Source organism: Bariatricus sp. SGI.019 (assembly GCF_050315235.1).
GTDB lineage: Bacteria > Bacillota > Clostridia > Lachnospirales > Lachnospiraceae > JAFBIX01.
Genome location: NZ_JBNPOQ010000060.1, coordinates 1 through 358 on the forward strand (window position 1 = coordinate 1; position 358 = coordinate 358).

The 358-nt window shown below is 43.9% G+C and carries 2 tRNA genes; both read left to right on the plus strand.

The annotated features are described in order from the left end of the window. Window positions 1-27: 27 nt before the first annotated feature. Window positions 28-101, plus strand: a tRNA-Ile gene (locus ACQRD1_RS14600). Between the two features lie 26 nt (window positions 102-127). Beyond that, window positions 128-200 (plus strand) — tRNA-Ala (locus tag ACQRD1_RS14605). The last annotated feature ends 158 nt before the right edge of the window (window positions 201-358 follow it).

A 358-nucleotide genomic window follows, 5' to 3' on the forward strand; every position in this document is an offset into this window, starting at 1 on the left:
TGCCAGATTTAAAAAGTTAATACAGATGGGCTTATAGCTCAGCCGGTTAGAGCGCACGCCTGATAAGCGTGAGGTCGGTGGTTCGAGTCCACTTAAGCCCATACCTTTTAACATAAATTGTATAAATGGGGGATTAGCTCAGTTGGGAGAGCGCCTGCCTTGCAAGCAGGAGGTCACGAGTTCGAATCTCGTATTCTCCACTTGATAATCAAAGGGCATCTGATGTTGCCCACAGATGTTTGAATCAAGCTTACTTGAATGAAAACATCTGGGTGGTAACAGAAGGATATCTGTAAGATATCCGCGAGCGAAAAGCTTAGCTTTGAGCTCTCAGATGACTAGGTAAAACATTTGATTA